The organism is Paraburkholderia azotifigens (assembly GCF_007995085.1).
Classification (GTDB): Bacteria; Pseudomonadota; Gammaproteobacteria; order Burkholderiales; family Burkholderiaceae; genus Paraburkholderia; species Paraburkholderia azotifigens.
Window position 1 is genome coordinate 1,126,268 of the sequence record NZ_VOQS01000003.1, and the last position, 25,508, is coordinate 1,151,775.

Sequence of the window (25,508 nt, forward strand, 5' to 3'; positions counted from 1 at the left end):
ACATGAGCGAAGCATTGAACACCTCATCGTCCGATACATCGCCTGGCAGCGGCGATGCAAAACAGCAGCGTGGCATCCAGTCGCTCGACAGCACGGGCGATCTGCTGACGGCGCTCGTCTCGGCGGGCAAGCCTTTATCGTTGCGCGATCTTGCGGCGGCGGCGGGCATGCCTGCGGCGAAGGCGTTTCCTCATCTGGTGAGCTTGCAGAAGATCGGCCTGCTCGGCCGCGACGCATCCGGCTGCTTCGAAGCGGGGCCGCTTGCGCTCGAACTCGGGCTGATCGGTCTGCAGCGTTTGTCGCCGACGCGGGAAGCGGAGCCGGAAATCGTCGAACTGGCGGTGACGACGGGCATGAGTGTCGCGATGGCGGTGCTCGGGCCGCTTGGGCCGACTGTGGTGCGGCTCGAAGAATCGGCGCGGCCGCTGCATGTGAGCTTGCGGGTGGGCACTGTGATGTCGCTGGTGAATACCGCGATTGGGCGCGTGTTTGCTGCTTTTGTCGCCGACGATGTGCGGCTGGGGTTGTTAGCGCAGGATTCTTTGCGGCTTGCAGGAGGCGAGTTTGCGGAAAGTACCGCGGATACTTATGTCGAGCGACTTCGACAGATTCGCGAGCACGGTGTCGATACGGCGATCAATAAGCCTGTTCCAGGGATCAATACGCTGGCGGCGCCTGTGTTTGATCATACGGGCAGCATCGTTCTGGTGATTGCCGTTATGGGCACGGCTGGCAGTTTTGATAGCGATGCTGCGGGGAAGTCTGCGCAGGTTTTGGTTTCGGCTTGTCGGCGGTTGTCGCGGAGGTTTGGGTTTGTGGTGTGAGGTTTTTTTTGTCTGCGACGCTAGTCGCCATTCTTTGCTTTTTGCTTTTTGCTTTTTGATTTTTGCTGCGCTGGCATCCGCGTTTTCATATCGGTGCTTCACGCGTCGCCCCTGTGCGGGGCGGCACTTACTTTCTTTGCCGCCGCAAAGAAAGTAAGGGAATCTCTGCAAAAGTCCTGGCATTGACGTGAGCTTGGACTATCCTGGGATCAGGAGACTTCATGGAGTGGCGTGATGACACAACTTGGTCTTGGTCTGGATCTGTCGACGAAGCGCACCCGCAAGCGCGAGTTTCTCGATGAGATGACGCGCGTGGTGCCGTGGCAGAAGCTGATTGCGCTCATCGAACCGCACTATCCGAAAGGCAAGACTGGCCGCCCGCCTTTTCCGATCCAGACGATGCTTCGCATTCACTTCATGCAACAATGGTTCAGCCTCTCGGACCCGGCGATGGAGGAGGCGCTGCACGACATCCCGCTGTACCGGGAGTTCGCGCTGCTGGGCACGGGCATGACGCGGCTGCCTGACGAGAGCACGATCCTGCGATTCCGGCACCTGCTTGAGGCCCATGAGCTGTCGGCCAGAATGCTGGCGACGGTCAACGAGATCCTGCAGGCGAAGGGCCTGATGCTCAAGGCGGGCTCGGCGGTCGACGCAACGCTGATTTCGGCACCCAGTTCGACGAAGAAGGCTGGCACGCGAGACCCGGAGATGAGCCAGACGCAAAAGGGCGGCAGCTGGTACTTCGGTATGAAGGCGCACATCGGAGTCGATGTGGAGTCGGGGCTGGTGCATACCGTCAAGTGCACGCCGGCAAATGTTCACGACATCACGGTGGCGCATGAACTGTTGCACGGCGACGAGGAGGTTGCGTTTGCCGATGCGGGCTACGTGGGCATCGAGAAGCGAGGCGAAACGGGGGCGGTCCAGTGGCACGTGGCGATGAGGCCGAGCAAGCGAAGAAAGCTGGACAAAAGCAAGCGGCTCGACAGAATCTACGAGAAAGTCGAGCGGCTCAAGGCGGGCGTGCGGGCGAAGGTTGAGCACCCGTTTCGGGTGCTCAAATGTCAGTTCGGCTATCTGAAGGCGCGGTATCGAGGCATGGCGAAGAACACGGCGCAGATCGAAACGCAGTTCGCGCTGATCAATCTCTGGTTGGCTCGCGGGGTGCTCGGTAAAGCGAAATGAAGGGCGAAGACGCCCCCAAAGGCGCAGCGTCCATGCGCAAGATGCGACCGGCATCGGTTCAACACAGCGTGAATGGGGACGCGAATTCCACTCCGCGCGTGCCAGTTAGAGATCCCAGGCAGAAAACGGGTTGTTCAGACCTTCCTAAGCAAAGAAAGCGGGCTAACCCCGCCAGTTCTTGTGGTTGCCTGCGGGCCCCCGACGGGTCCCGCACTCCACGCGGCATCGAGCTACTCAATGCGCGTTGCCAGCGCTCCTGGATTCGCCTCACCCACTTCACACTCCCGCGTCCCGGACTGCGTTACCAGAAAGTCCACCGCCGCCCAGGTGGCAAACTGTGTGTAGGCCGTCTCGACGTATGTGCACCACTCCGGACTGAAAAGCGGGATCGGTGTCGTAGAAGTGCGAACGTGTAAGGCGCGACAACCTACACACAGTTTGCCACCTGGGCGGCGCGGACGGTTCGCTGCCACTGGCTGCGCTACGGGTGATTGGAGTGGGTGATGCGTTTGTTCAATGCGTTGGCAGCGGGCGGAAAAAAGCGCGTTGCCGTTTGGAGTACGGGACCCGTAGGGGGCCCGCAGGCAACTACAAGAACTGGCGGGGTTAGCCCGCTTTCTTTGCTTACTTTCTTTGCGGCGGCAAAGAAAGTAAGTGCCGCCCCGCACAGGGGCAACGCGTGAAGCACGGATACGAATTCGCGGATGCCAGCGACGAAAAAACAAAAAAACAAAGAATGGCGACTAGCGTCGCAGACAAAAAAACACGCTTACTGCGACTCATCCCCAGCAGCAACATCAGCCGACAGCCGCCCCTCAGCATTCCGCATCTTCTCGATCGTCCGCGGCTCGAGCCGCAAACCAACCCCAATAGCCAGCGCATCCATAACGCAGAGATGCACAAGCCTGGACACACCAGGCGTAACAGCATCAACGGGACCCGGCACACGCAACAGCAAGGGAATATCGACAAGCCACGCCAACCGCGAACCCACATTCGTCAACGCAATCGTAGTCGCACCGCGCTCCTTGGCGATCTGCATGCTTTCGTTCACTTCGACACTACGCCCCGAATGCGAAATAGCAAACGCAACATCGCCGGGCTCGAGCAAGCCAGCATAAAGACGCTGCAGATGAGCATCCGTAAAAGCACTAGCAGCAATATCGAGCCGCAAAAACCGCAACGCGGCATCCTGCGCAACAAGCCCCGACCCCGAACCCACACCAAAGAAATACACACGACGTGCACTGGCGAGCGCGGCCAGCGCCGCATTCACGGCAACAGGATCGATCGCGCCGCGCGCCTGCGTGATCCCCTCGATGGCCGCTTCGCCGACCTTGTCGAACAGCGTCTGCGTGTCGTCGTCGCGCGCGACGGTCGTCGACGCATACGGCACCCCGCCTGCGACGCTTTGCGCAAGCTGCATCTTGAAGTCGCGCAAGCCATGCGCGCCCACCGCGCGGCAAAAACGCGTCACGGAAGGCTCGGACACGTCCGCGCGCTGCGCAAGCTCGGTGATGCTCGCGCGCATCGCGAAGTCGACGTCGGACAGCACCATGTCGGCGACCTTGCGCTCGGCCGGCCGCAGCGAATCGAGCGCGCTGCGGATGTGAGGAATCAGGTTCGGTGCGGACACCCGTGCGTTCCTTTGATGGAAGATCAATCAGCGGCGGTCGCCGTCAGCCCAGCCTGCGTCCGCTCTCCGTATCGAACAGATGCATGTCCTGCCCGGCAAAACGCACCATCACGCGCTGGCCCGGCTCGATCGACGCGCGCTGGCGCATCGTCACGCACCACGGCGCACCGCCGATCTTGCCGTACAGATGCGTCTCCGCGCCCGTCGGCTCGATCACCTCGACATCCATCGGGATGCCTTCATTCGACGTTTCGATGTGCTCAGGCCGCACGCCCAGCGTAATCTTCGCGCCGGGCGCCGCCGCTGCGCCCGGCAGCGGAATCTGCACGCCGTCGCCCAGCTTCAGCGCGACGCCGTTCGCCACGCTCACCACTTCGCCTGCCGCGAAATTCATCGACGGCGAGCCGAGAAAGCTCGCGACGAACAGATTCGCCGGCCTGTCGTAAAGCTCCAGCGGACGCCCGATCTGCTCGATGCGCCCCGCGTTCATCACGACGATGCGATCGGCCATCGTCATCGCTTCGATCTGATCGTGCGTGACGTAGATCACCGTGTTCTTCAACCGCTGATGGAGCGCCTTGATCTCCGTGCGCATCTGCACGCGCAGCTTCGCATCGAGATTCGACAGCGGCTCGTCGAACAGAAACAGCGAAGGCTCCCGCACCACCGCGCGCCCCATCGCGACGCGCTGGCGCTGGCCGCCCGACAGCGCGCGCGGCAAACGGTCCAGATAGCCGCTGAGATTCAGCATCTTCGCGGCCGCCTCGATACGCGGCTTGAAACTCGTCGACGCTTCCTTGCGGATACGCGGACCGAACGCAATGTTGTCGTAGACGGACAGATGCGGATACAGCGCGTAGCTCTGGAACACCATCGAAATATTGCGCTGCTGCGGCGGCAAGCCATTCGCGCGCGTGCCGCCAATCGTCAGCTCGCCGCCGCTGATTTCCTCCAGGCCCGCGACCATCCGCATCAGCGTGCTCTTGCCGCAACCCGACGGTCCGACCAGCACGACGAATTCGCCATCGTCGATATGCAGGTCGATGCCGTGCACGACCTGCGTATCGCCGTAACGCTTGTAGATGCCGCTCAGTTGCACTGCTGCCATGCTGTCCTCACCGTCGTTGCGTGTTGTCTTTCGAGCTTCGTTTCAGGCGCTAAAGCGATTCGAGCGTCAGGTCTTCCGCCATCAGCCGGTTGCCGGCCATCAGGCCGCCGTCGACGGGCAGCACGACGCCCGTGATCACGCGCGCCATCGGCGACGCGAGGAAGAGCACGGCATCGGCGATATCGTCGGGCGTCGCGAAGTCGCGCAGCGGATACCACTTCTTCAGATCCTCGAAGACCTTTGGGTTCTTGTCGACGCGCGCCTGCCACGCCTTCGTCTTCACCGTCCCCGGACACACGATGTTCGCGCGGATGCCGTAGCGTCCAAGCTCGATCGCGAGGGACTTCGTGTAGCTGATGAGCCCCGCTTTCGCCGCGCTGTACGCGGGATGACCAAGCGCCGTGATGCCGTTCACCGAGCCGATCAGCACGATCGATCCCGCCTGCCGCCCGATCATCGACGCGCGCACCGCCTCGACCGTGTGATAGGTGCCGTTCAGATTCAGATGCACGTCGCGCTGCCAGCTCGCGGCGTCCGTCTTCGCGAGCGTCATGCCCTCGGCGGCGCCCGCGTTCGCAACCAGCACGTCGACGGGTCCGCGCGCGGCGACCGCCTGCGCGACGCGCTCGCGCACGGCATCGGCGGCGCCGAGATCGACGGCAACCGGCGTCACTTTATCCGCGCCCAGTTCCGCAACCAGTTGATCGAGCGCGGCTGCGTCGACATCGAGCGCGAGCACCGTCGCGCCGTCCTCGACGAAACGCCGGCACAACACGCTGCCGATCCCGCCGCACGCTCCCGTCACAAGCACGACACGCTTCATCTGTTGTCCTCTCCGCGCTTCGGTCTTTCGTGAAAATTTCCTACATATTGCACATTTTCAGGGTTGGGGAAGCATGCGTTCACTACACATGCGACGCACCCTGCACTGCACAAAAAGCCCATCATTAACAGCATGTTATGCAAAAAACCGGCGAACAAAAAATATCGTCGGCCCTACGTGACAACATTTTTTTTCGTGTGTAGGATTTTTTCAAACAATTCAACCCAAGCAGCCGGCTACGGCGGCGGACCACCCAGGAGAGACGAAATGTCGTTGCATGCACGTGCTTCCCTTACGCTCGGCAAAGTCGCCGCAGCGCTCGCGTTTGCAGGTCTTGCCCTATCGGCGCACGCCGACACGGTGCGTGTGACGGTCGCGCATTACAGCGACGCGACGGCGCCGTACTTCGAGAAAATGGCCCGCCAGTTCGAGAAGGCCAACCCCGGCACCACGATCAAGATCGAAGACGTGAACTGGGACACGCTGCAACAGAAGCTGCAAACGGATATCTCGGGCAACGCCAACGCCGACCTCGCGATCGTCGGCACGCGCTGGCTGCTCGACTTCGTGAAGGACGACGTCGCCGAACCGCTCGACGGCTATATGGACGCGAACTTCAAGAACCGCTTCATCGCGCCGTTCCTCGCGCCGGGCCAGATCAACGGCAAGACGTACGGCCTGCCCATCGCCGCATCGGCGCGCGCGCTGTACTACAACAAGGATCTGCTCGCGAGCGTCGGCTATCCGAACGGGCCGAAGACGTGGAACGACGTGATCGACGCATCGAAGAAGCTGAAGGCGAAGGGCGTCGCCGGTTTCGGGCTGCAAGGCAAGGAAATCGAAACCGACGTGTACTACTACTACGCGCTGTGGACCAACGGCGGCGACGTGCTGAACAAGGAAGGCAAGGCTGGCTTCGATTCGCCCGCAGGCATCAAGGCCGCGACGCTGTACAAGTCGATGATCGACCAGGGCCTGACGCAGCAGGGCGTGACGGGCTACAGCCGTGAAGACGTGCAGAACCTCTTCAAGCAGGGCCGCGTCGCGATGATGATCTCCGCACCGTTCCTCGCGAAGCAGATCAAGAAGGAAGCGCCGAACCTGAAATACGGCATCGATCCGCTGCCGGTCGGTACGACGGGCGCGACGTACGCCGTCACCGATTCGATCGTGATGTTCAAGAACTCGAAGGTGAAGAAGGACGCGTGGAAGTTCCTCGACTATCTGTTCACGAAGGAGCCGCGCGTCGAGTTCACGAGCACGGAAGGCTTCCTGCCGACCACCAAAGCGGAAGCCGCCGATCCCGCGTTCGCCGACGCCGATACGAAGGCGTTCATCGCACTGCTGCCGCAAGCGCGTTTCGCACCGACGGTGACGGGCTGGGAAGACACCGCGAAGGCCGTGACGAACGCGATGCAGGCCGTGTACCTCGGCAAGGCGAAGCCTGACGAAGCGCTGAAGCAGGCCGCGAATCAGGCGAACCAGGCGCTGGGTCACTGAGCCGTTGCTGCCTTGACGATCCGTTAGCGCAGTACCGGAAGCCGCATCGATATGACGTCGATGCGGCTTCGTGTTCGATAAGCACGCGGTAAGCGCACGATAAGCGCGCTTCTTTTCACCGAAGCGCTGAGTTGCATCCGGCCCATTCCGTCCTGAGGGCTTCATGAGTTCCAACGCCCAAGCATCCGTCGACCGAGCGCGTATGAGCCGTTCCATCGCCCCGCGCGCCGCCGCGCCCTGGTGGCTGATCGCGCCGAGTCTGATCCTCGCGCTGTTCATCATCAGCTATCCGATCTTCAACATCGTGTGGCAGTCGCTGCACGACGTGTCGCGCTTCGGCGCGATCCGCGATTTCACCGGCCTGAAAAACTTCTACACGGTGTTCGCCGACCCCGTGTTCCTCGATTCGCTGCGCCGGACGGTCGTGTGGACCGCGTGCGTCGTGGGCGGCACCGTGATCATCTCCGTGCCCGTCGCGCTGGTGCTGAATCAGGATTTCCACGGCCGCGGCATTGCACGCACGATCGTGATGCTGCCGTGGTCGGTGTCGCTGACGATGACGGCCGTCGTCTGGCGCTGGGCGTTCAACGACGACTACGGCATGGTCAACGTCACGTTGCAGCGGCTCGGTCTGATCGGCGGTCCGATCCATTGGCTCGCGACGCCCGAGCTGGCGTTTCCCGTCGAGATCGCGGTCGGCATTCTCGTGTCGGTTCCGTTCACGGTGACGATTCTGCTGGGCGGGCTGTCGTCCGTGCCCGGCGATATCTACGAGGCCGCGCGCATCGACGGCGCGAGTTCGTGGCAACAGTTCCGCCAGCTGACGCTGCCTTTGCTGCGTCCGTTCGTGAACATGGCGATCCTGCTGAACGTAATCTATGTATTCAACTCGTTCCCGATCATCTGGGTGATGACGCAGGGCGGTCCCGACAACGGCACGCATATTCTCGTCACGTACCTGTACGAACTCGGCTTCAGGCTCGGACGTCCCGGTCAGGCCGCGGCCGTGTCGCTCGTCATGCTCATCATGCTGTTCGTGTTTTCGGTGCTCTATTTGCGCGTGCAGCCGTCGAAGGAAGGAGAGCCCGCATGAACGCGAAAATGAAACGCACCGTGTGGTGCTGGCTCGCGCTGTCGCCGCTCATCGTGGTCGTGCTGTTTCCGTTCGCCGTGATGCTGTTCACGGCCTTGAAGCCCGCGCAGGAAGTGTTCATCTATCCCGCGCGCTGGCTGCCCGTGCATTGGCAATGGCAGAATTTCGCCGACATGTGGACGGCCGCGAACTTCGGCGTCGCATTGCGCAACAGCACGGTGATCAGCCTGCTTTCGACGGCGCTCGCGCTCGCCGTCAGCCTGCCCGCCGCGTACGCGCTCGCGCGCTTTCCGTTTCGCGGACGCGGGCTGTACCGCCAGTTTCTGCTCGTCACGCAGATGCTCTCGCCGATTCTGCTGGTGGTCGGCCTGTTCCGCCTCGCCGCGATGATTCCGTATGGCGACGGCAATCTCGTCGATTCGAAGATCGGCGTGATCGTGTCGTACGCGGCGTTCAATATCGCGTTTGCCGTGTGGATGCTGTCGTCGTATTTCGCCACCGTGCCGCGCGATCTGGAAGAGTCGGCGTGGCTCGAAGGATGCAGCCGCACGCGCGCGGTGTTCAAGGTGTTCCTGCCGCTCGCCGTGCCCGCCATCGTCGTGACGGCGATCTTCACGTTCATCAACGCGTGGAATGAGTTCGCCGTCGTCTATACGCTGATCCGCTCGCCCGAAAACAAGACGCTCACCGTGCAGGTCACCGATATGGTCGCGGGCAAGTACGTCGTCGAATGGCATCTGGTGATGGCCGCGACGCTGTGCGCGACACTGCCCGTGTCCATCGTGTTCGCGTGGCTGCAGCGTTATCTGGTGAAAGGCCTCGCGCTCGGCGCGGTCAAATAATCTGTTCTGCGCGCCTTCCAAAGTGGTTACCTGAAAATACTCGAAATTGGCCATTTAACATGGCCAGTTTCGCGCCTAATCTTCGTGTGTCGCGCAAGCAAAGCGCAGCTCACTGAGGATACCGTCATGGAACAACGTCTCGACTTCTACAAAGCGAACCCGCATGCGATCAAGGCGCTGCTCGCGCTCGAAGAACGCATCAACAAGAGCGACCTCGAAAGATCGCTGACGGATCTGGTGCGCCTGCGCGCATCGCAGATCAACGGTTGCGCGTTCTGCGTCGACATGCACACCGCCGATGCGCGCAAGGGCGGAGAAACCGACCGCCGTCTGGCGACGGTCGTCGTATGGCGCGAAACGCCTTTCTTCACGGCTCGCGAGCGCGCGGCGCTGGAATGGACGGAAGCCGTGACGCTGATTTCCCAAGATCATGTGCCCGACGCTGTGTGGGAAGCCGTCAAGCCGCATTTCAGCGAAGCCGAGCTGGTCGATCTGACGCTGCTGGTTTCGGCGATCAATGCATGGAACCGCTTTGCGATTTCGTTCCGGAAGACGCCGGCGTAGTGCGGTGTTCGCGTAGCACGTGCTGTGTGAAGAAAGCGGGCGATGTCCGCTTTTTTGTTTTCAACGACGGCGGCGAGCGTCAGCAAGGCGACGAAAACATGCACGGGAATCACGGCATCGTGCGAGCGGCAGTCGTACTCACGACGCTGCGCGAGCGTAATGCCGCTTGCAGTGCGCTTTCATTTTCCACGAGTCCGTGAACCTGCATTTCGCATGCGTTGGCGCTATGCTAATGGGTCCATTCAACAGGAACACACTCATGAACACGACGACGGGATCCATGGTCACTTTTAGCCGCCCGGACGGCAAAGAATTGCAAGGTTATCTCGCGGCGCCCGAGAAAACGGAGGGCGCGCCAGCGGTGGTCGTCATTCAGGAATGGTGGGGCTTGAATGACCAGATTCGCGGTGTCGCGGATCGTCTCGCGGCGGCCGGTTACTTCGCGCTCGTGCCCGATCTGTATCGCGGCAAATCGACGGTCGAAGAAGAGGAAGCCCATCATCTGATGGATGGCCTCGACTTCGGCGATGCCGCATCGCAGGACATTCGCGGCGCCGTCCAGTACCTCAAGCAGCGCTCGGGCCGCGTGGCCGTGATGGGCTATTGCATGGGCGGCGCGCTGACCTTCCTCACGCTATGTCAGAGCCCGGAGGTTTCGGCGGGTGTCGTGTTCTACGGCTTCCCCCCGCTCGAATACATCGATGCGTCGAAGATCAAGGTTCCCGTGCTCGCGCATTGGGGCACGCAGGACGCGTTCTTCGCAGCCGCGACGGTGGACACGCTGGAATCGAAACTGCGCGAAGCGAATGTCGACGCCGAGTTCCATCGCTATCTCGCGCACCATGCGTTCGCAAACGAAACAGCCGTCGGCCCGAGCCGCATCGCCGGCACGCAGTATGATCCCGTCTGGTCGCAAATGGCCTGGGACCGCACGCTGACGTTCTTCGGGCGCAGGCTTTGGGACAAGTAAGCGGGTAACGGCAGCGCCAGCTCAACGCCCGCGCCGCGGATACCGCAACAGATCGTCCGCAACGGGCACGGCCGCCAGCACGAGCAACAGCGCCGCCAGCGGCACCGTCGCGACAAAGCCGACCTGCTTGAACGCGATCGCGCCGCCCAGTCCGCCCGCCAGAAACATCCCCAGCAGCGAAGCGAGCAGACCGAGCCGGCGCATATCGGCGCCGACATAACCCGCTTCCGTCGACGCGACGCCCCGGTTCCAGTACAAGCCCTTGCCGATTTCGATGCCGATATCCGTGACGAGTCCCGTCACGTGCGTGGTGCGGATTTCCGCCTTCGATATCTTGGTGATCATCGCGTTCTGCAGGCCCATCACGTAGCACAGCAGCGTGACCGTGGTGGGGATGAACAGCAAACGATGTTGCTCGAGATTCGCGCCGAGGATGCCGAAGCACAGCAGCAGCAGTCCTTCGAGCATGAGCGGCATCGCAAACACGCTATGCGTGCCCATGCGCCGGCCCCAGTTGATCAGAATGGCCGAACTCGCCGCGCCGGCGAGAAACGCGAAGATCGAACTCGCCGCCGACAGCACGAATGCGAGGTTGCCGAGCGCGAGGTTGTCGGCGAGCGACGACACCATGCCCGACATGTGCGACGTGTACTGACCGATCGCGAGGAAGCCGCCGGCGTTCGCAGCGCCCGCGATGCCCGCGAGCGCCAGACCTAGCCTCCGGTTGGCGGCGTCGGTGCGAGCGGCCGAGGTAAAGCCGCGAAGATAGTCGACGGGCACGATGATGGCTGCAAAAGAAGGGAATGACGTCAATCCTACCTTCAAATCGCTTGTATCTCGTTTTTGATCGGCGACAGTTGCCTGCGTTGATTTGTCGCAGGCAACGGCTGCCGATGCGTGGCGAGCGTGCCCGTCACGCCCGCAAGTTCGCGATGGCGCGAACCTGCGGGCATCCAGCACACCGATCAGTCCTGATAGTGGTGCTTGTGTTTGCGCTTGCGATAGCCGTGCGAATAGTCGTGCGAATAGTCGTCGGCGTACGAGTTCGAGCGCGAGATATTGCCGCCCAGCGCCGAGCCTGCGCCGCCGCCGAGCGCCGCGCCGACCAGACCGCCTCCGCGGCCGCCCATCGCGTTGCCGGCTGCCGTGCCCGCACCGCCGCCCAGCGCGCCGCCGATGATCGCGCCCGTGCGCTCGCGGCGGTTCGACGTCACCGCACCGCCCGCGCCGCCGCCGACGGCACCGCCGATCACGGCGCCCGTGCTGCCGCCTACCGCGCCGCCCAGTGCGGCACCCGCCACACCGCCGAGCGCGCCGCCAAGCGCATTGTTCATATCGCCGGCCAGCGCCGGCAATGACGTCGCAGCCGTCAGCGCTGCAATGGCCACCATCTGAATGATTCGCTTCGACATAGTCAGGTATGTAGTTTTGAGACGGCGCCGAGTATAACCGGCCATCTGAAAGGCTCTAGTAACGACGCCCCGTGTTGCCGGTAAGAGGTGTAACAATTTCCGGCGACGATCGGTCGTAACGCCCGACAGACAAGGCGCGCGCGGCTTTTGACCCGCTCTTGCGGATCGCGGCACACACTGTTTCGCGCGTTTAACGTTGTGCAGTAACGACGTGCGCTTGAAGTTTGCCGTCGATTGCGCTATCGCCGAAACGCGCCCGGATCGCCGCTGCGCACACCGACGTAGCCTCGTCGAGCGTCGCGCCCTGACGGGCCTCGATTTCGCCGCGCAGCGGCGTGCCCTGGCAGAAGGCCATCGCCGCGAGATCGGCGGATTCGGCGTGGCCGCGCTTTGCAACCGTCTCGATGTCCAGCTGATCGCGGAAGCCGCCATTCGCGAGGTCGCGCGCGACGACGCGGGTATCGCTATATCCATGCGGGACGCGCTGCATGAAGCGCGGCGGGTCCGTTGGATAGAGCGTGTCGAGCGCGGCCGAAACCGTCTCCGTCACCGTGTTCTCTTCGATGCGATCCCAGACGTTGAACAACAGCACCCCGCCGCTTCGAAGCACGCGCCGCATTTCCGAATAGGCGTGCGGCCTGTCGGGGAAAAACATCGCGCCGAACTGGCAGACGACGAGATCGAAGCTGCCCTCGTCGAACGGAAGTTGCATGGCGTCGGCCTGCTGCCACGTCACCCGTCTGCTTGCGCCGGACTGCGCGGCGCGGTCGAGCATCGCCTGGTTGAGATCGGTCGCGACGATTTCGACATGCGGCGGCAGCACGTCCGCCATCGCCCGCGTGACGACGCCCGTGCCCGCCGCAATCTCCAGCACACGCGTCGCCCTGATCGATCCAAGCCGGCTGCCGAGATCGCGTGCATATGGCTCGAAGAGCATAGGCACGAGATAGCGTTCGTAGATTTCCGGAATCGAACCGGTAAAGCCTGTGTCGTTGGACGTGTTCATCGAACCCCTCCCGATATCGCGATCACCGATGCAAACAGCTTAGACGAGAGTTTCCGTCGCGACGATCTTCACTCGCATCGGGTTTGGCCTGCGTTTGGTCCGCGTTTGCTCTATGCTTAGCCATATGGCTAACTATCATGTAGCGATAAGCGACGTGTTTCAGGCGCTGTCCGATCCGACCCGCTGCGCGATCGTCAGCGCGCTCGGCCGTGGGGCGCAGACTGTCTCGGTGCTGGCGCAGCCCTTCGACATGGCGCTGCCCTCGTTCATGAAACACCTCGCCGTGCTCGAACACAGCGGCCTCATCCGCACGCACAAGACGGGCCGTGCGCGCACGTGCGAGCTGCTGCCCGCGCGGCTGTCGGAAGCCGAAACGTGGCTCGCCGAACAACGCGCCGTCTGGGAAGCACGCTCGGATCGCATGGTCGAATTCGTCGAACATCTTCACGAGGAGGAGCAGGCTCATGTCAACCGAACCCGTCGAAAGCGCTGACGCTAACGATCTCGTCATCACGCGCACGCTGCGTGCGCCCGTGAGTGCGCTATGGCGCGCGTGGACCGAACCGGATCTGCTGAAGCAATGGTGGTGTCCGAAGCCCTGGACCACGGAAGTCCGAGCGTTCGATCTGCGTGCCGGCGGCGCCTTTCATACCTTCATGCAAGGTCCGGACGGCGGCGCGAGCGACAATCCTGGCTGCTTTCTCGACATCGTTCCGCATGCGCGCATCGTGTTCACGTCGATGCTCACGGCAGGCTGGCGGCCGAATACGCCGTGGCTCGGCTTCACGGCTGACATCGCGATGTCCGCGCAAGGCGCGGGCAGCCGCTATGTCGCGCGCGTCATGCATCCCGATGCCGCGACGCGCGAGCGGCATGAACAGCTGGGTTTCTTCGATGGCTGGAACACCTGCATCACCCAGCTCGACGAGTTCGCGCTCACACTCGCGCCGAACTAGGCGCGGCCGCCGGACACGCGGCGCTCAGGTTCGCAACGGATGCCGGTAACAGGCACGCAATCCGCCGTCGACATTGTCGAGCCGGAGCTGACCGCCGCTGCGCCGGGCGATTTCCGACACGATCGACAGGCCAAGCCCGCTGCCCGCCGCGACCGTGCCCGGCATCCGGTAAAACGGTTCGAGTACGCGTAATAGCTGATCGTCGGGGATGCCCGGCCCCGTGTCCGTCACCTCGATCAGCAGATTGCCCGCGCTGCTCGTCACCGACACGTCGACCCTGCCGCCCGCCGGCGTGTAGCGCACGGCGTTGTCGACGAGATTGCGCAATACGATCGCGAGCGCCGGAACATCGGCGACGACTTCGATATCGTCGACCTTCTCCAACCCGAGATCCACCTGCTTGCTCTGCGCCATGTCGACGGCGTTGACGACGGCATCCGTAGCCAGTTGCCGAAGGGAAACCGACGACGGCTCGATCGTCGATCCGTGCTGCGAACGCGCGAGTGCGAGCAGCTGTTCGACGAGCCGCACCGTGCGCCGCAGCGCAGCCTGAAACTTGACGAGCCGTTCACGGGCGACATGCGGATTGCCCGCGGCGCCGAGATGCTCGGCCTGCAACGACAGCGCCGCGAGGGGCGAACGCAGTTCATGAGCGGCGTCCGCGATAAACCTTCGCTGCTGCGACATCGCATCCTTGAGCCGCCCGATGAGCCGGTTGATCGACGTCACGAACGGCAGCAGCTCTCTGGGAATGTCCTGCTCGGACAGCACATCGAGCGTCGCCTCGTCCTGTTGATCCACGACCGTTGCGAGACGCCGCAGCGGCAGAAGCATCCGGCGCACGAGTACGACGACCACGACGATCAGAACGGGTGTCAGCGCGAGCATCGGCAGCAATGTTCTCAATGCCCCGTCGCTCGCAATTTCGTCGCGGATGGCCGAACGTTCCGCGACCGAAATGCGCTCCCCGTTCGACAACTTACGCACATTGACGCGCCAGCGCTGGTGCTTGACCTCGACGTCATGCATGCCGTCTGCAAGACCCGCCAGCGTCGAAACGGGAATGAACGGATCCGCGTCCGTCGAAGGCTTGTCGAGGCGCGAGATGACGAGCCGCACATCCGGGTCTTCACTGCCGTGCCTCGCAGCAGCCGACCGCGTGAGGACGATTTCCCCGCTATCGATCAATGCGCCGATCTCGCGAAGATGGCCGTCCTGCAGTTTGTTTGCCTCGACATAGGCGGCCGCAAACGACGCGGCGCAGGCAGCCACGCTCAGCGCCACGATCACGCATGCGATCCACCACGTCAGCCGCACCGCGATAGACTGCGAAGCGCGTCCCCGTCGATTATTCATTCGACACCTCTTATATGGAACCGCAACACGTCGCTGCTATGGGGTGCAGCAAAGTGGCAGATATCCTAAAGCATTAGAAGGTGTCGTTGAGGTGAGAAATATTCTCAGACGGCGAGCGCTGCGAAGCGTCCCGCGAGGGCTCGCGTCGGCGCGCCCGGCACCGCGCGCACGCGGGCGGGCGTGCGTGACAGACGGTAGGGCACCTTGATGACAGGCCAGAATGCGCCGCAGGCATCGCGCGCGACGCTCAGCACGTCCGCGAGAAAATCGCCGTCCTCGATCAGTTCATGCACGCGCGCCACCGGCACCGCGCTGATGCCCGCTTTCGCGAGCGCCGCGACAGCCGACGCGCGCGTCTCACCGCTGCATCGCGCCTGTTGTGCATGCGCCGCGAGCGACGCTGCATCGACATGCTCATCGCTTTCGAGCCACACATGGCCGTCGATGCACGCGACGGCGATTCCCTGTCCCTCCCGATTGCCTGACGCAAACAGCGCACACCATGCGGCCACATCCTGCATCGATATTTCGACGAACGTTCCGTCGTGTCGCGCCGGATCGGCAAGGCAGGCGACAATCGCGAGCAGCGCCGCCTGACCGCCGAGAATATCCGCGCCCGACACCCCGAGCTTCACCGGCTCGCCCGCGCTGCGCGTCAGGTCCATGAGGCCGCTCATCGCCTGAATCACGGTGTCGAACGCGGGCCTTCCGGGATACGCGGACGCGATTCCGAAGCCGGAAATCGAGCAATAGATCAGACGCGGATTGATCTTGCCGAGCGTGTCGCGATCGAAACCGAGCTTCGCGAGCGCACCCGGACGCAGGTTCTCGACGAGCACGTCGGCATCGGCAAGCATCGCGCTCAGATGCGCACGGTCGGCTTCCTGCTTCAAATCGAGGGCGATGGTTTGCTTGTCGGTGTTATTGAGCGCGAAGAAGTAACTCGTGCCCGCCTGGCCCGGCGTCCATGAACGCGCCACTTCGCCGTCGGGCGGCTCGACCTTCACGACTTCCGCGCCCAGCGCCGCAAGATGCTTGCCGACGAGCGGCGCCGTCGTGTACTGGCCGATCTCGACAACCTTGATGCCCGCAAGCGGCCCTGCATGCGGAACATGCGCAGCGCTTTCCGGGCTCGCGTGCGGGGTGGCGCATGTGTCATCAGTCAGACGCGATGTATTGAAGATCGGCACACGCCGATACGTGTCACTGTCGATGCCTTGCGTGTCGATCTGCATTGCGGCATCCGCATGCCGCATGCGGAAATTCGGCTCGCCGCTCAAACCCGCGACGGACACGATCGGCCCAGCCGCCAAACCGATCCGTTCGCACAACAGCGAACACTCGGCTGTCGTCAGCGTGGCGGTCCACGTCTCGATCAACGCATCGAGTTCATCGACGTTCACCACCCGTTCACGCAACGTTGCGAAACGCGGATCGCCGAGTTGCGGCACACAGGCCACCTCCTTGATCTTGCGCCACTGTTCTTCGGTGCTGGTGCAGATGAGTATCCAGCCGTCGCGTGTCGCGTACGCATTCCATGGCGCGCACGCAGGATGCCGGTTGCCGACGCGGCCAACCGTGCCTTGCGCGAACGCCGTGGGCAGAAACGTCGTGAGCGCGCTGGCGGCGCAACCGAACAGCGTCACGTCGATGTTCTGCACGATGCCGCGCGAACGCTTCACGCGCACCGCCGCGGCAATCGCCGCGCTTGCATAGAGCGCCGCCGAAATCTCCGTGAACGGCACGCCGATACGCACGGGCTCGCCGTGCGCAAATCCCGTCGTGTCCATCAATCCGCTGATCGCCTGAATCTGCGCGTCCGTCCCGCGCATGCACGCGCGCGCGCCTTGCGGCCCGGTGGCTGTGATGTCGCACACGATATGCGTGCCCGCCGCCTTCAGCTCCGCGATTGCGCTTCGCTCGTTCGCCGGACTCATGTCCGATGAAACGACGATCACGTCATACGCGGAAATGTCGCGCGGCCGCGCTTCGCCGAACGTGACCTGCGCGCCCGCGCGTTCGAGCAGCGTCGCGCCGAGCCTGATCGCGTGGCGAGCACCCCAGGCCAGAATACGCACATCGTCCAGCATGGTTGTCTCCTTGAGTCTCACAGATTGCCTTGTACCAACGATACGGTGCGTTACAGCCGCGCTCAAACGACATTTCCTGCGCGCCCGATTGAGTTTTACTGATGTGAACGCAAGCGCGTTTCTACGTAGCTTTCCCGGCATGCGCCGCACGATACGCGTGCTACCATTTTTCGATGCGAACCCTTCCGTCACTCAACGCACTGCGTGCCTTCGAGGTCTGCGGCCGGCTGCTCAGCGTGCAGCTCGCCGCGAACGAACTCAACGTCACGCCCGCGGCCGTGAGCCGTCAGATCAAGCTGCTCGAAGACCAGCTCGGCGTGCTGCTGTTCGAACGCGGACATCGCGCGATCGCGTTGACGCCGATGGGCGAGCGCTATCTCGCCGACATCGTGCGCGGCTTCGAGACGATGCGCACAGCGACGATCAACCTCACGGAAGCGCGCCGGCGCCGCACGCTCAAGATTCGCGGCTACACGACTTTTTCCATGAACTGGCTGCTGCCGCGTCTGTCGACGTTTCATCGCGAGCATCCCGACATCGAAGTCAGTCTCACGACGTCGCTGCAACCCGTCGACTTCAACACCGAAGACGTCGATGCGGCGATCCGCCTGTCGCATGCGCCTTCATCGGATGTCGGCCATGACCGTCTCGTGCCGAACGAACTCGTGCCCGTATGCAGCCCCGAGTTTCTGCGCGCGCACCCCGACCTCACCGACGCCACGCCCGAAGCACTGCGCAACGTGCCGCTGCTGCATTCGCTGGCGCGCCGCGAGGACTGGGCAAAATGGCTCGACGCGGCGGGCGTGCGCGGCGTGAATCCGTTGAGCGGGCTCAGCTACGAAAGCTCGATCCTCGCGTACTTCGCCGCGACGCAAGGCATCGGCGTCGCGATGGCGCAGCGCGTGCTCGTCGCCGACCAGCTGCGCGACGGCACGCTCGTGACACCCTTTTCGTTCGTGCTCGATCTGGGCGCGTTCACGTATTACCTGATCTATCCGCGCGAGCACCTGTCGAACCCCGAGTTCGCAGCGTTTCGCGACTGGCTGCTGTCGATCGGCGAAGCGCGTAGCTGACGGCTTCAACGTCCCTTGAACTGCGGCTTGCGCTTCTCCGCGAATGCCTTGCGCCCTTCTACGCGATCTTCCGAATCGCGCATCGCGCCCCACGCCAGCTCGGTGAATTCGAGCGCCTGCGCAAGGGGCACGTTGCTGCTCGTCTCCGCGACCTTCTTGATCATCTGCACGGCAAGCGGACCATTCGATGCAATCGTGCGCGCGATTTCGTGTGCTGTGTCCATCAGCGCTTCCGGCTCGACGACATCGGACACGAGGCCCACGCGCTCCGCGTAGGCCGCGTCGATCTTGCAGCCCGTCAGCAGCATCTTCATCGCGATGGCGGACGGCACGGCTTTTTGCAGCGCCTGAATGCCGCACACGGCGGGAATGCTCGCGACGACGGCTTCAGGCAAGCCAAACACCGCGCTGCTCGACGCGATGCGCAGATCGCACTGCAGCGCGAGTTCGAGCCCGCCGCCGAGGCAATATCCGTTGATCGCGCCGATGACCGGCTTGAAGAGGCGCAGCGAACCGAGATCCATCAAACGCACGTAGATGCCTTCAGCCGCGGCACGGTCGATGGAACGTACGAACGACGAACCGAAGCTCGTCGTCGGCGGCAACGTATTCTTCAGATCCGCGCCGACGCAAAATGATTTCTGCCCCGCGCCCGTGAGCACGATCACGCGCACGTCATCGTCGTCGCGCGCTTCGGCGAGTGCCGCGCGCAACGCCTTCAGGCTGTCGAGATCGAGCGCGTTGAGCGCTTCGGGACGGTCAAGGCTTACGGTGGCCACATGATCGGACACGCTGTAGTGAATGGTCATGATCGTCTCCTTCACACGCCCGCCGACGACAGCGAACGGCCGCCGCAGACATAGAGCGTCTGCCCCGTGATGTACGACGCTTCACGTTGCGCAAAAAACAGCACGGCCTGCGCGATATCGTCGGGCGTGCCGATGCGCTGCACAGGCACTGACTTCTTCAGACGTTCCTGAAGCTCCGCATCGAAAGCCTGAAACAGCGGCGTATCGACGATGCCGGGCGCAACCGCGTTCACCGTGATGCCCGCGCTCGCCCATTCGAGCGCGAGACTGCGCGTGAGGCTCACCACGCCGCCCTTCGCCGCCGAATAGTTCGACTGTCCGATGCCGCCCAGCCACGCGCGCGACGATATGTTCACGATGCGTCCATAACGCGCGGCGCTCATATGCGCGAGCACGGCGCGGCAGCACAGGAACTGCGATTTGAGGTTCACGCCGATCACGGCGTCCCAGTCGTCGTCGCTCATCTTCGTGATGCGCTTGTCGCGCACGATGCCCGCGTTGTTCACCAGCACGTCGATCCGGCCAAAGCGTTCGGCGACGGCTTCGACGGCTTCGTTCACCGACGCGCCGTTCGTTACGTCGACAGGCAGTCCGATCACCTCGGCGCCTTCAGCCGCGAGCGTGCTGGCCGCCTGATCGAGCGCCGCGCGATCGAGATCGAACAGCGCGATACGCAAGCTCTTGCGTGCGAGCGCCGCCGCAATGCCCAAGCCGATGCCCTTCGCGCCGCCCGTGACGATGGCGACCTCCGCGGACGGGTTGTGAGGCGATGCATGCATGACGTGTCTCCATGGAATGAAAGTCTGTGGATTCCATGCTAGGTCGCGTGCGGCACCGCGTTCAAACGACTTTTTTCGCGGCTTCGATTGACTTTCCCTCAATCGAAACGGGCGATGCCCGTGCGTCGGCGGTCCGTGGGTTGACTGCAAAAAATATCAATCGACAGCGCAAAAAAAGTCGTTTGCGTGGGCTGGTTTGCGAAACCTAGGATGCGTCCATGTGCAGGGCCGAACGCTGTGTCGCACGGTTCAGGCGATACGTCCCGCACGTTCCGCATGCGTCGTGCAACCCGCGCACGCTCACCACAAAGAGACACGGAGACAACATGGACACCATCCTTCCGGGCGTCGCCCAGCAACCCGCGACGCCGCTCACGCGAGCGCAGCGAAGAGCCATCGTCGCGGCGACGCTCGGCACCATCGTCGAATTCACCGACTGGATCATTTACGCGACCTTCGCCGCGCTCTTCTCACGTCACTTCTTTCCCGCGAACAACGATCGCGTGTCGCTGCTTTCGGCATTTGCAGTGTTCGCGGTCGGCTTCGTGATGCGGCCGATAGGCGGTGCGCTGCTCGGCGCCTACGCCGACCGGCACGGGCGCAAGAACGGCCTCGCGTTATCGGTTGCGTTGATGGCGGGCAGTTCGCTCGTCATCGCCGTATGTCCCGGCTATGAGTCGATCGGCTTCGCCGCGCCGCTGATCCTCGTTCTGGCGCGGCTCATTCAGGGCTTCGCGGCAGGCGGCGAATTCGGCTCGGCATCGACGTTCCTGATCGAATCGTCGGCGCCGTCCCGGCGCGGCTTCGCGGGCTCGTGGCAGCACTTCGCGGTCAACGCGGGCGTGCTGGTGGCGGCTTTGATCGGCGCGGTTCTCACGTCGCTCATCGACCATGCGGGCATGGCGAGCTGGGGCTGGCGCGTCGCCTTCGCGATCGCGGGATTGCTCGGCTTCGTCGCGCTGTGGGTGCGGCTCGCCGTCGCCGAAACGGATGCGTTCCGAAAGAGCGCTGCCACGCATCAGCGCGCACGTCATCCGTTTCTCGTGATCGTTCGCGAACATCGACGCGCGGCGCTGCGCGTAATCGGCATCGCGATGGCGGGCAATCTGTGCGTCTATCTGTGGCTCGTGCTGTTTCCGACGCTCGCGCATCTTCGTACCGGTTTGCCGCTGCACGATGCGTTCAACGCGAGCGTGATCTCGATCGTCGTGTCGCTGATCGTGATTCCGTTCATCGGCAGGCTGTCGGATCGCATTGGCCGCAAGCCGGTGCTGCTCGTCTTCGCGGGCGGCTCCGCGCTCTTCGCATGGCCCGCGCTGCATTTCCTCAGCAACGACTTCTGGAGCGCTACCGCGATCGTCACGATCGGCATGCTGCTCTCGTCGGGATTCGCCGCAACCTGCGCGACGGTGATGGCCGAGCAATTCCCGGCACACGTGCGGGCAACGGGCGTGGCGCTGCCTTATGCGGTATCGGCGGCGCTGTTCGGCGGCACGCTGCCCTACATCGTCACCGCGATGTCGAATTCGGGCCTGTCGCCATACCTGTGGGTCTATGTCGCGGCCGTGTGTGTCGTGGGCTTCGTGGTCTATGCGCGGATGCCGGAGACGCGCGGAAAGGTTCTCGACTGAGCGCTACGTCGACACGCCATCATCTTCTGAATTTCAGCAGGTCAATCATTGGAGGCAGCAATGCGGAAAGTCGTTATCGGTGGCGTCGGCATGACGTCGTTTGGCAAGTTTCTCAATCGCAATCTGAAGTCGCTCGCCGAAGAGGCGGTATCGCTCGCATTGAAGGATGCGCGCGCCACCGTGAACGATGTCGATCGTGTCTTCTTCGGCAATGCAGCGGCAGGCGTCGTCACCGGACAGGAGATGATTCGCGCGCAGTCGTCCCTGCGCAATACGGGGCTCGACGGCAAGCCGATGTTCAACGTCGAGAATGCGTGCGCGTCGGGCAGTTCGGCGTTGAATCTCGCTTGGCTTTCGGTCGCTTCGGGGCAGTCGGAAACCGCATTGGTGGTCGGCGTCGAAAAGCTCACGCATGAAGACAAGGCGATTTCGTTCGGCGCGTTCGCGAAAGCCGTCGATCTCGAAGAGCCGCTGCCCGAAGGCGTGACGACGGGCACGGGCTCGCTCTTCATGGATCTCTACGCGGCGAAGGCGCGCAAGTGGATGGAAAAAACGGGCGCCGAAGCAAGCGACTTCGCGCGAGTCGTCGTGAAGAGCCGCCGCGCGGGATCGCTGAATCCGCATGCGCAGTTCCGCAACGAAACGAGCGTCGAGGAAGTGCTCGCGAGCCGCATGGTCAGCGATCCGCTGACGCTCTTCATGTGCTCGTCGATCGGCGACGGCGGCGCGGCGCTCTTCATCTGCTCGGAAGAGTACGCGGCGAAGCATGATATTCGCCCGGTGTTCATCCGCGCGAGTTCGATCGTGTCGGCGAAAGCAGATGGTTCGGGCGAACTGGTCGCGGTGCGCGCGGCGAACGCTGCGTATGAAGAGGCTGGCATCGGTCCGTCGGACGTGCATGTCGTCGAACTGCACGATGCCTCCGCGCCCGCGGAACTCATTCACTACGAGAACCTGGGCTTGTGCGCCCCCGGCAACGCGCCGAAGCTGATCCGCTCGGGCGATACGGATATCGGTGGACGTGTTTCGGTGAATCCGAGCGGCGGTCTGCTGTCGCGCGGTCATCCCGTGGGTGCGACGGGCGTCGCGCAGATCGTCGAACTCACGCAGCAGTTGCGCGGCAAGGCAGGCGCGCGGCAACGGCCGGGCGCGAAGGTCGCGCTTGCGGAGAATAACGGCGGTCAACTGGCAGGCGATTCGGCCGTCGCGCTCGTCACGATTCTATCGACCTGATTCTGCCTTGCATTCCCGGAGTCGCGCTCGCTCTATCTGCAAGAAAGCCTGCCGCCGCTGCATGACGCACCGCCTTCACGGCGGCTGAAATCAAGGCTTCTTATGCGCCTGTGCTTCGATCAGTTGCAGCAACCGTTGCACAGGCTCGCTCAGATGCTGCGGCGCGCGATGCACGAGCCCGACATCGCGATGAAACGTGTGATGGCCGAGATCGACGGCGCGCACCTTCGCGGGCCAGTGTCGAAACGTCGCCGTCTGCGGCACGATCGCCACACCGACGCCGTTCTCGACCAGCCTGACAATCGCTTCGAGTTCGTCGACTTCGCACACTTCGCGAACGGTGAAATGCATCCGGCGCAGAAAGCGATCGACCTGACGGCCGCCGAACGATGCACGGTCGTATCGAATGAATGGCTGATCCGACAACAGCGCGGCCCAGTCCTTGCCCTTCACGCCGCGCGGCACGATGAGCCTGAACGGTTCCTGCGCGAGCGTCGTCCAGCGCAGATCGCTCTGGAACGAGAACGGCGGGCGGATGATGGCCGCGATATCGAGTTCTCCCGCATCGACCAGATTCAGCAACTCCATCGACACGCCGGGAATCACACGCGTCCTGCAGCCCTCGCATTGCGCGTGAAAGCGCGCCAGCGCATCCGGCAACAACGAGCGCTGCACCGACGCAATCGCGCCGATATTCACGCGCACGTTGGCGGCGGGATCCGCGGCCGTCGAACTGAGCCTGTTATAAAGCCGGACGACTTCCTGTGCCTGCACGAGCACCTGCTGGCCCGTTGCATTGAGACGCGCGGTGCGTCCTTCGCGGTCGAACAGCGCAAAGCCGAACTCGGCTTCGAGCCGCTGCATCTGCGCGCTCACGGCCGCTTGCGTCAGGCCGATCTTGCTGCCCGCGGCCGCGAAGGTGCCCTCCTGGGCGACGGCAATCAGCGTTTTCAATTCGCGGATCATTGATCGATTCCATTTGTGTTTCGCCCAATAATATATTGATTTTGTTTTACTAAGCCGCTGCGTATCATCGGGTCATAACTCGCGCCCCACCTTGGAGAAATCAGTGAGCCTTTCGCCTTTTCATCTGGCCATTCCCGTCTACGATCTTCCCGCCGCGCGCGACTTCTACGGACGCGTCTTCGGGCTCGAAGAGGGCCGCTCCAGCCAGCAGTGGGTCGACTTCAATTTCTTCGGCCATCAGCTCGTCATTCACGAGCATCCGAAAACGGCGTCGCAGGAAAGCGTGCATAGCAATCCCGTCGACGGTCACGACGTGCCCGTGCCGCACTTCGGCATCGTGCTCGAATGGGATCAATGGGAAGCGCTCGCGGCGCGGCTCAGGTCGTTCGGAACGAAGTTCGTGATCGAGCCGTATATCCGCTTTCAGGGGCAGGTCGGCGAACAGGCAACCATGTTCCTGTTCGATCCGTGCGGCAATGCGCTCGAGTTCAAGGCATTCAAGGACATCGGCCAGCTGTTCGCGAAGTAACCCGCGTTTCAGGTACTGGCGCGCCGTGAAGCGCCCCTACAGCTTCACGGCAAATTCTCGCGCAGCACGATGCTGAACTGCACGGGCTTTACGCCGTCCAGCGCGTCACGCGCTTCGTGCACGTTGCGGAAAATCTTCAGGCAATTGCCAACCATCGCTTGCGGCGTCTGCGTAATCAGCGCATCCATCGTGCCGTCGATCAGCAGCGCGCGCGTATCCGGCGTGAGCCCGTGTCCGACGAAGAGAATCTTCTGCTCCGTCTTCGCCTCGACGATCGCGCGCGCTACGCCATCCGAACCGCCACCGCTGTTGTAGATGCCAGCCAGATCGGGATGCTGTGCGATCAGGTTGCGGGTCTGCACATAGTTGCGCTCGCTGTCGTCCTGTCCTTCGCGCAGGCCGATCACCTTCACTTGCGGAAACGTCGATTCGATCAGATGCAGAAAGCCGATCTCGCGTTCCTCATGCCCGCGATAGTTGAGACTGCCCGCCAGCATCGCGATCTTGCCCGCCGGACGCGGACCCATGAAACGGCCGAGCAGCAGCGCCGCCGTGCGTCCCGCTGAACGGTTGTCGATGCCGACGTACGCGAGCCGGCGCGAATTCGACAGATCGGAAATCAGCGTAATGGCGGGCACATTCTGATCGGCAAGTGCATTCACCGCGTCGCGCACGACAGGATGTTCCAGCGCCATGAAGACCACGCCGTCCGCGCGCTGGCCATAGTGCAACAGGCGAGCGGCGAGTTCGTTCGGGTTGAAGCTCTCCACGTAATGCACGCGGCAGCGCATACCTTGCGCGGCCCACTGGTTGTGCGCGAACTCGATGTAATCGCCGAGCATGCGCAAATAGCGGTTCGTGCCGGCAGGCACGAGGAATTCGATCTTCAACGGCCTGGCCGGTTTCGCCTCGGGCGTTTGCGCATCGACCGCGTAGCCCGCCTGCGCGGCTGCCTGCATCACGCGCCGCGCCGTCATGGGCCGCACGCCTTCGCGGCCGTTCAATACGCGATCGACGGTCGCCGTCGACACACCCGCCGCAGCGGCGATGTCCGCGATCCGCGCGCGCGGCGGAAAGAGAGGAATAGGCGCGTCAGCCATGCGGGTTCCTGAGGGCAAAA

The 25,508-nt window shown here is 63.1% G+C and carries 25 protein-coding genes; 13 read left to right on the top strand and 12 right to left on the bottom strand.

All coding sequences use genetic code 11. The features are described from left to right. Positions 1 to 2: 2 nt before the first annotated feature. A complete protein-coding gene (locus FRZ40_RS22245) occupies positions 3 to 824 on the top strand; it encodes an IclR family transcriptional regulator (protein WP_147235602.1) in 822 nt (273 codons plus the stop codon). 234 nt (positions 825 to 1,058) lie between these two features. Continuing rightward, positions 1,059 to 2,012 carry an IS5 family transposase gene (locus tag FRZ40_RS22250; protein WP_147233004.1) on the top strand — a complete coding sequence of 318 codons (954 nt, stop codon included), beginning with the start codon at positions 1,059 to 1,061 and terminating at the stop codon, positions 2,010 to 2,012. A gap of 769 nt (positions 2,013 to 2,781) precedes the next feature. On the opposite strand, the gene FRZ40_RS22260 is transcribed toward FRZ40_RS22250, so the two are convergent. Genes FRZ40_RS22260 through FRZ40_RS22270 form a run of 3 tightly spaced genes read right to left on the bottom strand, consistent with a single transcriptional unit; the run spans position 2,782 to position 5,579 of the window. Continuing rightward, on the bottom strand, positions 2,782 to 3,648 hold the full coding sequence (locus tag FRZ40_RS22260) for a MurR/RpiR family transcriptional regulator (RefSeq protein WP_147235604.1): 867 nt from the start codon (positions 3,646 to 3,648) through the stop codon (positions 2,782 to 2,784). A gap of 43 nt (positions 3,649 to 3,691) precedes the next feature. Next, a complete protein-coding gene (locus FRZ40_RS22265) occupies positions 3,692 to 4,756 on the bottom strand; it encodes an ABC transporter ATP-binding protein (RefSeq protein ID WP_147235605.1) in 1,065 nt (354 codons plus the stop codon). A 49-nt stretch (positions 4,757 to 4,805) separates the two neighbouring features. Continuing rightward, positions 4,806 to 5,579 (bottom strand): SDR family oxidoreductase, encoded by a 774-nt coding sequence (locus FRZ40_RS22270; RefSeq protein WP_147235606.1) that lies wholly within the window; start codon positions 5,577 to 5,579, stop codon positions 4,806 to 4,808. Between the two features lie 267 nt (positions 5,580 to 5,846). Between FRZ40_RS22270 and FRZ40_RS22275 the strand changes: the two genes are divergently transcribed. The 5 genes from FRZ40_RS22275 (at position 5,847) to FRZ40_RS22295 (ending at position 10,548) form a co-directional block, all read left to right on the top strand. Continuing rightward, a complete protein-coding gene (locus FRZ40_RS22275; protein ID WP_028363758.1) occupies positions 5,847 to 7,079 on the top strand; it encodes an ABC transporter substrate-binding protein in 1,233 nt (410 codons plus the stop codon). Positions 7,080 to 7,281: 202 nt separating this feature from the next. After that, positions 7,282 to 8,172, top strand: a complete 891-nt coding sequence (locus FRZ40_RS22280; RefSeq protein WP_028363759.1) for a carbohydrate ABC transporter permease — start codon at positions 7,282 to 7,284, stop codon at positions 8,170 to 8,172. After that, entirely contained in the window at positions 8,169 to 9,014 is an 846-nt protein-coding gene (locus FRZ40_RS22285) for a carbohydrate ABC transporter permease (protein ID WP_028363760.1), read from the top strand. The genes FRZ40_RS22280 and FRZ40_RS22285 overlap by 4 nt, the downstream gene beginning before the upstream one ends. 126 nt (positions 9,015 to 9,140) lie before the next feature. Then, on the top strand, positions 9,141 to 9,578 hold the full coding sequence (locus FRZ40_RS22290) for a carboxymuconolactone decarboxylase family protein (protein WP_028363761.1): 438 nt from the start codon (positions 9,141 to 9,143) through the stop codon (positions 9,576 to 9,578). A gap of 259 nt (positions 9,579 to 9,837) precedes the next feature. Next, a complete protein-coding gene (locus FRZ40_RS22295) occupies positions 9,838 to 10,548 on the top strand; it encodes a dienelactone hydrolase family protein (protein WP_147235607.1) in 711 nt (236 codons plus the stop codon). 21 nt (positions 10,549 to 10,569) lie between these two features. On the opposite strand, the gene FRZ40_RS22300 is transcribed toward FRZ40_RS22295, so the two are convergent. The 3 genes from FRZ40_RS22300 to FRZ40_RS22310 all read right to left on the bottom strand — a co-directional run bounded on the left by FRZ40_RS22300 (position 10,570) and on the right by FRZ40_RS22310 (position 12,966). Next, positions 10,570 to 11,328 (bottom strand): YoaK family protein, encoded by a 759-nt coding sequence (locus tag FRZ40_RS22300; protein ID WP_028363763.1) that lies wholly within the window; start codon positions 11,326 to 11,328, stop codon positions 10,570 to 10,572. 185 nt (positions 11,329 to 11,513) lie between these two features. Beyond that, positions 11,514 to 11,960 carry a hypothetical protein gene (locus tag FRZ40_RS22305; RefSeq protein ID WP_147235608.1) on the bottom strand — a complete coding sequence of 149 codons (447 nt, stop codon included), beginning with the start codon at positions 11,958 to 11,960 and terminating at the stop codon, positions 11,514 to 11,516. Positions 11,961 to 12,150: 190 nt separating this feature from the next. Next, a complete protein-coding gene (locus tag FRZ40_RS22310; RefSeq protein WP_147235609.1) occupies positions 12,151 to 12,966 on the bottom strand; it encodes a class I SAM-dependent methyltransferase in 816 nt (271 codons plus the stop codon). Positions 12,967 to 13,090: 124 nt separating this feature from the next. Here FRZ40_RS22310 and FRZ40_RS22315 point away from each other — a divergent pair, with 124 nt between their 5' ends. Both FRZ40_RS22315 and FRZ40_RS22320 read left to right on the top strand, forming a co-directional pair. Then, positions 13,091 to 13,459, top strand: a complete 369-nt coding sequence (locus tag FRZ40_RS22315) for an ArsR/SmtB family transcription factor (RefSeq protein ID WP_147235610.1) — start codon at positions 13,091 to 13,093, stop codon at positions 13,457 to 13,459. Beyond that, positions 13,431 to 13,922: an SRPBCC family protein gene (locus tag FRZ40_RS22320; protein WP_147235611.1), complete on the top strand. Its 492-nt coding sequence runs from the start codon at positions 13,431 to 13,433 to the stop codon at positions 13,920 to 13,922. The genes FRZ40_RS22315 and FRZ40_RS22320 overlap by 29 nt, the downstream gene beginning before the upstream one ends. 24 nt (positions 13,923 to 13,946) lie before the next feature. Here the strand turns inward: FRZ40_RS22320 and FRZ40_RS22325 are convergent, their stop codons facing one another. After that, a complete protein-coding gene (locus tag FRZ40_RS22325) occupies positions 13,947 to 15,278 on the bottom strand; it encodes a sensor histidine kinase (RefSeq protein ID WP_147235612.1) in 1,332 nt (443 codons plus the stop codon). A gap of 104 nt (positions 15,279 to 15,382) precedes the next feature. After that, positions 15,383 to 17,368: a CaiB/BaiF CoA-transferase family protein gene (locus FRZ40_RS22330; protein ID WP_147235613.1), complete on the bottom strand. Its 1,986-nt coding sequence runs from the start codon at positions 17,366 to 17,368 to the stop codon at positions 15,383 to 15,385. A 173-nt stretch (positions 17,369 to 17,541) separates the two neighbouring features. Between FRZ40_RS22330 and FRZ40_RS22335 the strand changes: the two genes are divergently transcribed. Then, entirely contained in the window at positions 17,542 to 18,441 is a 900-nt protein-coding gene (locus FRZ40_RS22335) for a LysR substrate-binding domain-containing protein (RefSeq protein WP_147235614.1), read from the top strand. A 5-nt stretch (positions 18,442 to 18,446) separates the two neighbouring features. On the opposite strand, the gene FRZ40_RS22340 is transcribed toward FRZ40_RS22335, so the two are convergent. Together FRZ40_RS22340 and FRZ40_RS22345 are read right to left on the bottom strand one after the other, a co-directional pair. Further along, positions 18,447 to 19,250: an enoyl-CoA hydratase/isomerase family protein gene (locus FRZ40_RS22340; RefSeq protein WP_147235615.1), complete on the bottom strand. Its 804-nt coding sequence runs from the start codon at positions 19,248 to 19,250 to the stop codon at positions 18,447 to 18,449. An 11-nt stretch (positions 19,251 to 19,261) separates the two neighbouring features. Further along, entirely contained in the window at positions 19,262 to 20,029 is a 768-nt protein-coding gene (locus FRZ40_RS22345) for an SDR family oxidoreductase (RefSeq protein ID WP_147235616.1), read from the bottom strand. A 326-nt stretch (positions 20,030 to 20,355) separates the two neighbouring features. Between FRZ40_RS22345 and FRZ40_RS22350 the strand changes: the two genes are divergently transcribed. Further along, on the top strand, positions 20,356 to 21,660 hold the full coding sequence (locus tag FRZ40_RS22350) for an MFS transporter (RefSeq protein ID WP_028363772.1): 1,305 nt from the start codon (positions 20,356 to 20,358) through the stop codon (positions 21,658 to 21,660). A gap of 60 nt (positions 21,661 to 21,720) precedes the next feature. Then, the gene (locus FRZ40_RS22355) at positions 21,721 to 22,893 is read left to right on the top strand and encodes a thiolase family protein (protein WP_147235617.1); all 1,173 of its coding nucleotides are present in this window, start codon (positions 21,721 to 21,723) and stop codon (positions 22,891 to 22,893) included. 90 nt (positions 22,894 to 22,983) lie between these two features. Here the strand turns inward: FRZ40_RS22355 and FRZ40_RS22360 are convergent, their stop codons facing one another. Beyond that, positions 22,984 to 23,859: a LysR family transcriptional regulator gene (locus FRZ40_RS22360; RefSeq protein ID WP_147235618.1), complete on the bottom strand. Its 876-nt coding sequence runs from the start codon at positions 23,857 to 23,859 to the stop codon at positions 22,984 to 22,986. A gap of 103 nt (positions 23,860 to 23,962) precedes the next feature. Here FRZ40_RS22360 and FRZ40_RS22365 point away from each other — a divergent pair, with 103 nt between their 5' ends. Then, positions 23,963 to 24,388 carry a VOC family protein gene (locus tag FRZ40_RS22365; RefSeq protein WP_028363775.1) on the top strand — a complete coding sequence of 142 codons (426 nt, stop codon included), beginning with the start codon at positions 23,963 to 23,965 and terminating at the stop codon, positions 24,386 to 24,388. Between the two features lie 44 nt (positions 24,389 to 24,432). Here the strand turns inward: FRZ40_RS22365 and FRZ40_RS22370 are convergent, their stop codons facing one another. Beyond that, positions 24,433 to 25,488, bottom strand: a complete 1,056-nt coding sequence (locus tag FRZ40_RS22370) for a LacI family DNA-binding transcriptional regulator (RefSeq protein WP_028363776.1) — start codon at positions 25,486 to 25,488, stop codon at positions 24,433 to 24,435. Positions 25,489 to 25,508 lie beyond the last annotated feature (20 nt).

Coding starts and splice junctions, on each gene's coding strand:
- FRZ40_RS22265 (WP_147235605.1), bottom strand. CDS start 4,756: ATGGCAGCAGTGCAACTGAGCGGCATCTACAAGCGTTACGGCGATACG.
- FRZ40_RS22295 (WP_147235607.1), top strand. CDS start 9,838: ATGAACACGACGACGGGATCCATGGTCACTTTTAGCCGCCCGGACGGC.
- FRZ40_RS22280 (WP_028363759.1), top strand. CDS start 7,282: ATGAGCCGTTCCATCGCCCCGCGCGCCGCCGCGCCCTGGTGGCTGATC.
- FRZ40_RS22290 (WP_028363761.1), top strand. CDS start 9,141: ATGGAACAACGTCTCGACTTCTACAAAGCGAACCCGCATGCGATCAAG.
- FRZ40_RS22315 (WP_147235610.1), top strand. CDS start 13,091: ATGGCTAACTATCATGTAGCGATAAGCGACGTGTTTCAGGCGCTGTCC.
- FRZ40_RS22275 (WP_028363758.1), top strand. CDS start 5,847: ATGTCGTTGCATGCACGTGCTTCCCTTACGCTCGGCAAAGTCGCCGCA.
- FRZ40_RS22245 (WP_147235602.1), top strand. CDS start 3: ATGAGCGAAGCATTGAACACCTCATCGTCCGATACATCGCCTGGCAGC.
- FRZ40_RS22305 (WP_147235608.1), bottom strand. CDS start 11,960: ATGTCGAAGCGAATCATTCAGATGGTGGCCATTGCAGCGCTGACGGCT.
- FRZ40_RS22345 (WP_147235616.1), bottom strand. CDS start 20,029: ATGCATGCATCGCCTCACAACCCGTCCGCGGAGGTCGCCATCGTCACG.
- FRZ40_RS22360 (WP_147235618.1), bottom strand. CDS start 23,859: ATGATCCGCGAATTGAAAACGCTGATTGCCGTCGCCCAGGAGGGCACC.
- FRZ40_RS22320 (WP_147235611.1), top strand. CDS start 13,431: ATGTCAACCGAACCCGTCGAAAGCGCTGACGCTAACGATCTCGTCATC.
- FRZ40_RS22310 (WP_147235609.1), bottom strand. CDS start 12,966: ATGAACACGTCCAACGACACAGGCTTTACCGGTTCGATTCCGGAAATC.
- FRZ40_RS22355 (WP_147235617.1), top strand. CDS start 21,721: ATGCGGAAAGTCGTTATCGGTGGCGTCGGCATGACGTCGTTTGGCAAG.
- FRZ40_RS22325 (WP_147235612.1), bottom strand. CDS start 15,278: ATGAATAATCGACGGGGACGCGCTTCGCAGTCTATCGCGGTGCGGCTG.
- FRZ40_RS22370 (WP_028363776.1), bottom strand. CDS start 25,488: ATGGCTGACGCGCCTATTCCTCTCTTTCCGCCGCGCGCGCGGATCGCG.
- FRZ40_RS22330 (WP_147235613.1), bottom strand. CDS start 17,368: ATGCTGGACGATGTGCGTATTCTGGCCTGGGGTGCTCGCCACGCGATC.
- FRZ40_RS22285 (WP_028363760.1), top strand. CDS start 8,169: ATGAACGCGAAAATGAAACGCACCGTGTGGTGCTGGCTCGCGCTGTCG.
- FRZ40_RS22335 (WP_147235614.1), top strand. CDS start 17,542: ATGCGAACCCTTCCGTCACTCAACGCACTGCGTGCCTTCGAGGTCTGC.
- FRZ40_RS22350 (WP_028363772.1), top strand. CDS start 20,356: ATGGACACCATCCTTCCGGGCGTCGCCCAGCAACCCGCGACGCCGCTC.
- FRZ40_RS22340 (WP_147235615.1), bottom strand. CDS start 19,250: ATGACCATTCACTACAGCGTGTCCGATCATGTGGCCACCGTAAGCCTT.
- FRZ40_RS22270 (WP_147235606.1), bottom strand. CDS start 5,579: ATGAAGCGTGTCGTGCTTGTGACGGGAGCGTGCGGCGGGATCGGCAGC.
- FRZ40_RS22250 (WP_147233004.1), top strand. CDS start 1,059: ATGACACAACTTGGTCTTGGTCTGGATCTGTCGACGAAGCGCACCCGC.